Source organism: Mycobacterium sp. E2462, from assembly GCF_001672685.1.
GTDB lineage: Bacteria > Actinomycetota > Actinomycetes > Mycobacteriales > Mycobacteriaceae > Mycobacterium.
This window is the reverse complement of the sequence record NZ_LZKC01000177.1, coordinates 1-7,151: the sequence shown is the minus strand read 5'-3', so window position 1 is coordinate 7,151 and position 7,151 is coordinate 1. Positions and strand designations below refer to the sequence as shown.

The 7,151-nt window shown below is 66.6% G+C and carries 6 protein-coding genes and 1 pseudogene; all 7 read left to right on the top strand.

Features of this window, described 5'->3' with window-relative positions; translation table 11 throughout:
* Positions 1-180, top strand: a pseudogene (locus tag A5714_RS08530) (CoA transferase); the annotation flags it as partial.
* A 371-nt stretch (positions 181-551) separates the two neighbouring features.
* Positions 552-1,370, top strand: a complete 819-nt coding sequence (locus tag A5714_RS08525; protein ID WP_068073511.1) for an ABC transporter permease — start codon at positions 552-554, stop codon at positions 1,368-1,370.
* A 7-nt stretch (positions 1,371-1,377) separates the two neighbouring features.
* Positions 1,378-2,223 carry an ABC transporter permease gene (locus A5714_RS08520; protein WP_068073509.1) on the top strand — a complete coding sequence of 282 codons (846 nt, stop codon included), beginning with the start codon at positions 1,378-1,380 and terminating at the stop codon, positions 2,221-2,223.
* A 20-nt stretch (positions 2,224-2,243) separates the two neighbouring features.
* A complete protein-coding gene (locus A5714_RS08515) occupies positions 2,244-3,506 on the top strand; it encodes an MCE family protein (protein ID WP_068284529.1) in 1,263 nt (420 codons plus the stop codon).
* Positions 3,503-4,525: an MCE family protein gene (locus A5714_RS08510; protein ID WP_068284526.1), complete on the top strand. Its 1,023-nt coding sequence runs from the start codon at positions 3,503-3,505 to the stop codon at positions 4,523-4,525. The genes A5714_RS08515 and A5714_RS08510 overlap by 4 nt, the downstream gene beginning before the upstream one ends.
* A complete protein-coding gene (locus A5714_RS08505) occupies positions 4,525-5,643 on the top strand; it encodes an MCE family protein (protein WP_068284524.1) in 1,119 nt (372 codons plus the stop codon). The genes A5714_RS08510 and A5714_RS08505 overlap by 1 nt, the downstream gene beginning before the upstream one ends.
* The gene (locus A5714_RS08500; protein WP_068284523.1) at positions 5,640-7,061 is read left to right on the top strand and encodes an MCE family protein; all 1,422 of its coding nucleotides are present in this window, start codon (positions 5,640-5,642) and stop codon (positions 7,059-7,061) included. Before A5714_RS08505 ends, A5714_RS08500 begins: the two co-directional genes overlap by 4 nt.
* Positions 7,062-7,151: the final 90 nt, after the last annotated feature.

The following is a 7,151-nucleotide window of genomic DNA, read 5'->3' as shown; positions in this document are numbered from 1 at the left end:
GAGTACATCGTGCAGGCCGGGCAATTGGAATTGGTCGCGAATCCGGTCCAGTTCGACGTCGCGGCGCCGCAGACCGGACCCGCGCCCGGCTTCGCCGAGCAGACCGACGAACTCTTGCTGGAGCTCGGGTTCGACTGGGATCGCATCATCGAGCTCAAGACGGCCGGCGCCGTCACCTGATTCCGGAGCCCTCAGCGATGTTTCAGCCCACCAACGGAGGTGCCGGTCTGCGGCCGGACACGACGTTGACTGCTTGTCCGATAACGGTTCTGCGTTTTTCGCACGGGCCTGACGTGACATGAGTCATAATCGCCGGACGCTTCAAGACGTGGAGCCCCTCGTTGCGAAGCGCCGACTCACGCGACGAAACGGAGGCACTGCGTGAGGCTGGGAGCGGTCCTCGAGCCGAGGCATGACGCCGGAGATGGCTGCCCGCTTGGGTTTTCGCGGACGGTTCACTCGCGTCGGTTTCGCGGCTTGCAGTGGAATGTACCGCAGGAGATGCGCAGCAACAAGACTATCGGTCTCGAAACGGGGAGGTTCTGAGAACGATGGCGGATAAGCGCGGCGACCGCTGGTCGGCTGGGCTGCCACAGCTACGGCTCAAATGGGACCTGTCGGGGCCCATGCAGGCCGTCGGCGCACTGTTCGCGATGTCGGCCGACGCCGTCAAGTTCCTGTTTCGCCGGCCCTTTCAGTGGCGGGAGTTCCTCGAGCAATCCTGGTTCGTCGCGCGGGTGTCGCTGGCTCCCACGTTGCTGGTGGCGATCCCGTTCACCGTCCTGGTCAGCTTCACGCTCAACATCTTGCTGCGCGAGCTCGGGGCGGCGGACCTGTCCGGCGCGGGCGCCGCGTTCGGCGCGGTCACCCAGCTCGGACCCCTGGTGACGGTCCTGATCGTCGCGGGCGCCGGCGCCACGGCCATGTGCGCGGATCTCGGGTCCCGAACGATCCGCGAGGAGATCCAGGCCATGGAGGTGCTGGGCATCAACCCGATCCAACGGCTGGTCACCCCGCGGATGCTGGCGTCGGGCCTGGTCGCCCTCCTGCTCAACAGCCTCGTCGTGATCATCGGTGTCCTTGGCGGATACGTCTTTTCGGTGTTCGTGCAAGACGTCAACCCCGGTGCCTTCGCGGCGGGCATCACCTTGCTCACCGGGGTGCCTGAAGTCATCATCTCGTGCATCAAGGCGGCGCTGTTCGGCCTCATCGCCGGCCTGGTCGCCTGTTACCGCGGCCTGTCGATCAGCGGCGGGGGCGCCAAGGCCGTCGGGAACGCGGTCAACGAGACCGTGGTCTACGCCTTCATGTCCCTGTTCGTCGTCAACGTGGTCGTCACCGCGATCGGCATCAAGATGACGGCGAAGTAGGCACGACATGGCGCTGCGGGCCGTTTACCCACGATTGAGCCGTCAGTTCGAGAGGCCGGTGGCCTTGCTCGGCCGGATCGGCGACCACACGCTGTTCTACGGCAAGGCCCTGGCCGGGGTGCCCTTCGCGGCCACCCACTACACGCGCGAAGTGATCAGGTTGGTCGCCGAGATCAGCATGGGCGCAGGCACATTGGCGATGATCGGCGGCACCGTCGTCATCGTCGGCTTTCTGACCCTCGCGGCCGGCGGCACCCTGGCCATCCAGGGGTACACGTCGCTGGGCAACATCGGCATCGAAGCGCTCACGGGCTTCCTGGCGGCGTTCATCAACGTGCGCATCGCGGCACCGGTGGTCGCCGGGATCGGCCTGGCGGCGACCTTCGGCGCTGGCGTGACCGCGCAGCTGGGCGCCATGCGGATCAACGAGGAAGTGGATGCGTTGGAAAGCATGGCCATTCGGCCGGTCGCCTACCTGGTGAGCACCAGGATCTTGGCGGGCATGCTGGCCATCACGCCGCTCTACAGCATCGCCGTGATCCTGTCCTTCCTGGCCAGTCAGTTCACCACGACCTTCCTGCTCGGCCAGTCGCAGGGCCTGTACCAGCACTACTTCAACACGTTCCTGAACCCGATCGACCTGTTGTGGTCGTTCCTGCAGGCGATCCTGATGGCGCTCACCATCCTGCTGATCCACACCTATTACGGCTATTTCGCGTCGGGCGGGCCGGCCGGTGTCGGCAATGCGACCGGTAACGCCGTGCGCACCTCGCTGATCGTCGTGGTGTCGGTGACGCTGCTGGTCTCGCTTTCTATCTACGGTTCCAACGGCAATTTCAACCTGTCCGGTTAGGCAGAGGAGGTGATGCGACAGTGACGCAGAATGTGCCGGCGGGGCGCGGTGCGGTTGGCGGGCGACACCCGCGCGCCGGCCACGCCCGCCCGGCGGTCGGCCGCAACTACCTGCCGCCCCTGCTCGGGCTGGCCACCGTGGTCATCATCTGCCTGGTGTTCGCCGTGGCGGTGGGCCTGTTCCAGGGCTCGTTCACCTCGACGGTGCCGGTGACCGTGATCTCCGAACGCGCCGGCCTGGTGATGAATTCCGACGCCAAGGTCAAGATGCGCGGGGTGCAGGTGGGCAAGGTCGCCTCGATCGAACCGCTGCCCGACGGCCAGGCGGCCATCCACCTGGCGATGGACCCGTCGCAGCTGCACTTCATTCCCAGCAACGTGCTCGTCAACATCGCGTCCTCGACGGTCTTCGGCGCGAAATCGGTCCTGCTGGTCGAGCCGGCTTCGCCCGCGGCCCAGCGCTTACACGGTGGCCAGACCCTGCAGGGCAAGCACGTCATGGTCGAAATCAATACCGTGTTCCAGCAATTGGTTTCGGTGCTTTCCCACATCGATCCGCCGAAGCTCAACGAGTCGTTGGGCGCGCTGGCGCAGGCGTTCAGCGGGCGCGGTCCGCAGCTGGGTCAGTCGCTGAGCGACCTGGATTCGTTCCTCGCCCGGCTCGAGCCGAGCCTGCCCGCCTTCCGCCACGATTTCTCGGTGCTGCCGGCGGTGTCCAACGCCTACGCCGACGCGGCTCCGGATCTGATGAAGACGGCCTCGAACGCGACCCGGATCAGCAAGACGCTCGTCGACGAGCAGCACAACCTGGACGCGTTGCTCATCAGCGCCATCGGCTTGGCGGACATCGGCAACGACGTGTTGTCGACCAACCGGGAGCCGCTCACGAACGTGTTGCACCTGCTGGCGCCGACCACCGATCTGCTCAACGAGTACCACGAGGCGCTCAATTGCAGTTTCGGTGGCCTGGTGCAGATTTCGCACGGCGCACCGCTGTCCGAACCGAGCATCAACATCTCGGCGAGCCTCGTGTGGGGCGCCGAACGGTACCGGTACCCGACGAACCTGCCCAAGGTGGCGGCGACCGGCGGCCCGCGCTGCGTGGGCCTGCCGAAGCTGCCGTTCAACACCAACCCGCCGCAATTGATCACCGACATCGGCGCCGACCCGGTGGGGTACGGCAACCCGCAGCTGCTGATCAACTCCGATCTGCTCAAGCAGCTGCTGTACGGGCCGATCGCCGGGCCGCCGCGCAACCCCGCACAGATTGGCCAACCCGGATGAGAACGCGCGCTACGCTGGTCAAGTTCACGATCTTCGCGGTCGTGATGGCGCTGCTGACCGCCTTCCTGTTCTTCATCTTCGGCCAGTACCGGACCGGCTCCACGACCGGATACTCGGCGGTGTTCACCGACGTGTCGCGTCTCAAGCCGGGGCAGTCGGTGCGGGTCGCCGGGATCCGCGTGGGCACGGTCGACAGCGTTGCCCTGCAGCCGGACAAGAAGGTCGTGGTCAAGTTCGACGCCGACCGCAACGTCGTCCTCACCGAAGGCACCCGGGCGGCGGTCCGCTACCTCAACCTGGTGGGTGACCGCTACCTCGAGCTCGTCGACGGTCCCGGATCGACCAAGCAGCTGCCGGACGGCGGCCAGATTCCGGTCAACCGGACCGCGCCGGCGCTGGACCTCGACCTGCTGCTCGGCGGGCTGAAACCCGTCACGCAGGGCCTGAACGCGCGCGACGTCAACGCGCTGACCTCGGGGCTGTTGCAGGTCTTCCAGGGGCAGGGCGGAACCCTCGACTCGCTGTTCGCCAAGACGACGTCGTTCTCGAATGCGCTGGCGGACAACGACCAAACGGTGCAGCAGCTGATCGACAACCTCAACGTCGTCATCGGTACGGTGGCCAAGGACGGCAAGCAGTTCTCCGGCGCCATCGATCGCCTCGAGCAGCTGGTCAGCGGACTCTCGGACGACCGCGACACCATCGGGACCGCCATCGACGCGCTGGACAAGGGGACCGCCTCGCTCGCGGATCTGTTGGCCAACGCGCGTCCGCCGCTGGCGGGCACGGTGGCCCAGTTGAATCGGCTGGCGCCGATACTCGACAACGACAGGGACCGCCTCGACACCGCGATCGGCAAGGCGCCGAAGAACTATCGCAAGCTGGTGCGGCTCGGCGTCAACGGCGCCACCATCCCGTATTACCTGTGCCAGCTCTCGATCCGCGGCACGGACCTTGCGGGTAAGACCGTGAGGGCCAACCTCTTCCGGTCCGACGCGGGAAGGTGCACGGAACCGTAATGCTCAAGTATCGGGGAGCTCACCTCGTCAAGCCCGGACTGATCGGCGTGGTCCTGGCGGTGCTGGTCATCCTGGTCGGCCTGTCGCCCGACCGGTTCATCACGTGGGCGACGATGGTCAGATATCAGGCGCTGTTCACGGAGGCCGGGGGCTTGGCGACCGGAAATCCGGTCACCGTGTCGGGGATCAAGGTCGGCTCGGTATCGGACGTCAAGCTCAGTCACGGTGACGCGCTGGTGACCTTCGCGATGAAGGGCAACATCCTGCTCGGGTCCGAGACGTCGGCGCACATCCGCACCGGGACGCTGCTGGGTGAGCGGACGTTGACGGTGGAGTCCGCCGGCAGCGGCACGCTGCATCCGATGGCGCTCATCCCGGTGTCGCGGACGTCGTCGCCCTACTCGCTGACCGAGGCGGTGTCCGATCTGACGAGCGACACCGCGGGAACCAACACCGAGGCGCTGAACCAGTCGTTGGACACGGTCTCGGCGACGCTGGACCGGATCGCGCCCCAGATGGGGCCGGCCTTCGACGCGCTGACCCGGCTGTCGCGAACCCTCAACAGCCGCAACAAGAATCTGAGTGAGCTGTTCAAGAGCGCCGGGGATGTCACCGGAATCCTCTCCGAACGCAGCCAGCAGGTCAACAAGCTGATCCTCAACTCCGACTCTCTGCTGCAGGTCCTGGTGGCGCGGCGACAGGAGATCGTGGACCTGCTGGCCAACACGTCGGCGGTGGCCAAACAGCTGACGGGGTTGGTGCACGACAACGAAAGCACACTGGCGCCCACGCTGGAGCGGCTGAACAGGGTGACCGCGGTGCTGGAGAAAAACCGCGACAACATCGGCAAGGCGCTGCCGGGGCTCGCCAAGTTCCAGATCACGGTGGGTGAGGGCATCTCGAGCATGTATGCCTACTCGGCGTTCGTCCCGAACCTGCTCATCCCGCAGCTCTTTCAGCCGGTCATCGACTACCTCTGGGGATTCCGGAACTTCGATACCGCCCGCGGCCCCGGCACCCCGTCGCCGCTGCCCCGGTCGCTGATTCCCTGGCCGTACAACGGCATTCCGCTCTGCCCGGGCTGCACGCTGGGCGGCAGGGTCGGAGGGTCGCAATGATCGCGCGTATTCCGCGGGGCCGGCTGACGGCGGTCGCGGCGGTGGTTCTGGTCGGACTGCTGGTGGCCGGCGCCGCCGTGGTCGTTCGCAACACGTTCTTCGGCCCGCGCACCATCACCGCCTACTTCACCACCGCGACCGCGATCTATCCCCACGACGAGGTCCGGGTCTCGGGGGTCAAGGTCGGCAGCATCAAATCGATCCAGCCGCAAGGCACTCGGACCCAGATGACGCTGCAGATCGACCGCGACGTGCCCATTCCGGCGGACGCCAAGGCGGTCATCGTCGCGCCTAACCTGGTGGCTTCGCGCTACGTCCAACTCGCGCCGGCCTACCGCGACAGCGGCCCGGTGATGCGCGACGGCGCGGTTATCGGAGTCGAGCGCACCGCGGTGCCGGTCGAGTGGGACGAGGTCAAAGCCCAATTGATGCGGCTGGCAACGGATCTGGGGCCCAAGAGCGGGGTGTCGGGCACCTCCGTGGGCCACTTCATCGACAGCGCCGCAGACGCGCTCGACGGTAACGGCGAGAAGCTGCGCCAGACGCTCGGTCAACTGTCCGGCGTCGCACGGATTCTCGCCAACGGCAGCGGCAATATCGTCGACATCATCAAGAACCTGCAGACCTTCGTCGCAGCGCTGCGCGACAGCAACGTCCAGATCGTCCACTTCAACGAGCGCCTGGCCACACTCACCAGCGTGGTGAACGACAGCAAGTCCGACCTGGACGCGGCGCTGACCGATTTGTCGACGGCGGTCGGTGAGGTGCAGCGCTTCATCGCCGGCACCCGCAACCAGACCAGCGAGCAGATCGGCCGGCTGGCCAACGTCACGCAGAACCTGGTCGACCACCACATGGCGCTGGAGAACATCCTGCACGCCGCGCCCAACGCGCTCGGGAACTTCTTCAACGACTACAACGCCGACACGGGAACCATCGTGGGCGGGTTCGGCCTGATGAACGCGTCGAATCCCACTTGGGGAGGCCAACTTCTGCTGGCCGTGCCCGGCTGCACCCAGATCGGCGCCGTCGGGAACGTCACCGCCGTTGAATCGGGCAAGCTGTGCTCGCTGTTCATCGGTCCGGGGCTGCGGCTGCTCAACTTCAACAACTCGCCCCTGCCGCTCAACATCTTCCTGCAGAAGTCGATGGACCCATCGAAGATCCTCTACACCGAACCGCGGTTGGCGCCCGGCGGCGAAGGCCCGAAGCCGTCCGCGCCCGAAATCCCGCCCGCCGTGTCGGCCTACACCGGACTGCCCGGCGACCCGGTGGGGCCGCCGGGGGCGGTGCCGCCCGCACCCATTCCCGGTGCGGCGATGCCGTTGCCGCCCCCGCCGTCCACGCCCATGCCACCGCCACCACCGGCCCCGGGCGTGTCCGGCATGCTGTTGCCAAACGAAGGGCCGCAGCAATGATCGCCCGGCGGGTGTTCGCCATGGGTTGTTGCGTGGCGGTGGCGGCGACGGGGTGTGCGTTCCATGGCCTGAACTCCCTGCCGCTGCCCG

Bases quoted from the DNA above. Each gene is read 5' to 3' on its own strand.
- A5714_RS08525 (WP_068073511.1), top strand. From the start codon at position 552: ATGGCGGATAAGCGCGGCGACCGCTGGTCGGCTGGGCTGCCACAGCTA.
- A5714_RS08520 (WP_068073509.1), top strand. From the start codon at position 1,378: ATGGCGCTGCGGGCCGTTTACCCACGATTGAGCCGTCAGTTCGAGAGG.
- A5714_RS08510 (WP_068284526.1), top strand. From the start codon at position 3,503: ATGAGAACGCGCGCTACGCTGGTCAAGTTCACGATCTTCGCGGTCGTG.
- A5714_RS08505 (WP_068284524.1), top strand. From the start codon at position 4,525: ATGCTCAAGTATCGGGGAGCTCACCTCGTCAAGCCCGGACTGATCGGC.
- A5714_RS08500 (WP_068284523.1), top strand. From the start codon at position 5,640: ATGATCGCGCGTATTCCGCGGGGCCGGCTGACGGCGGTCGCGGCGGTG.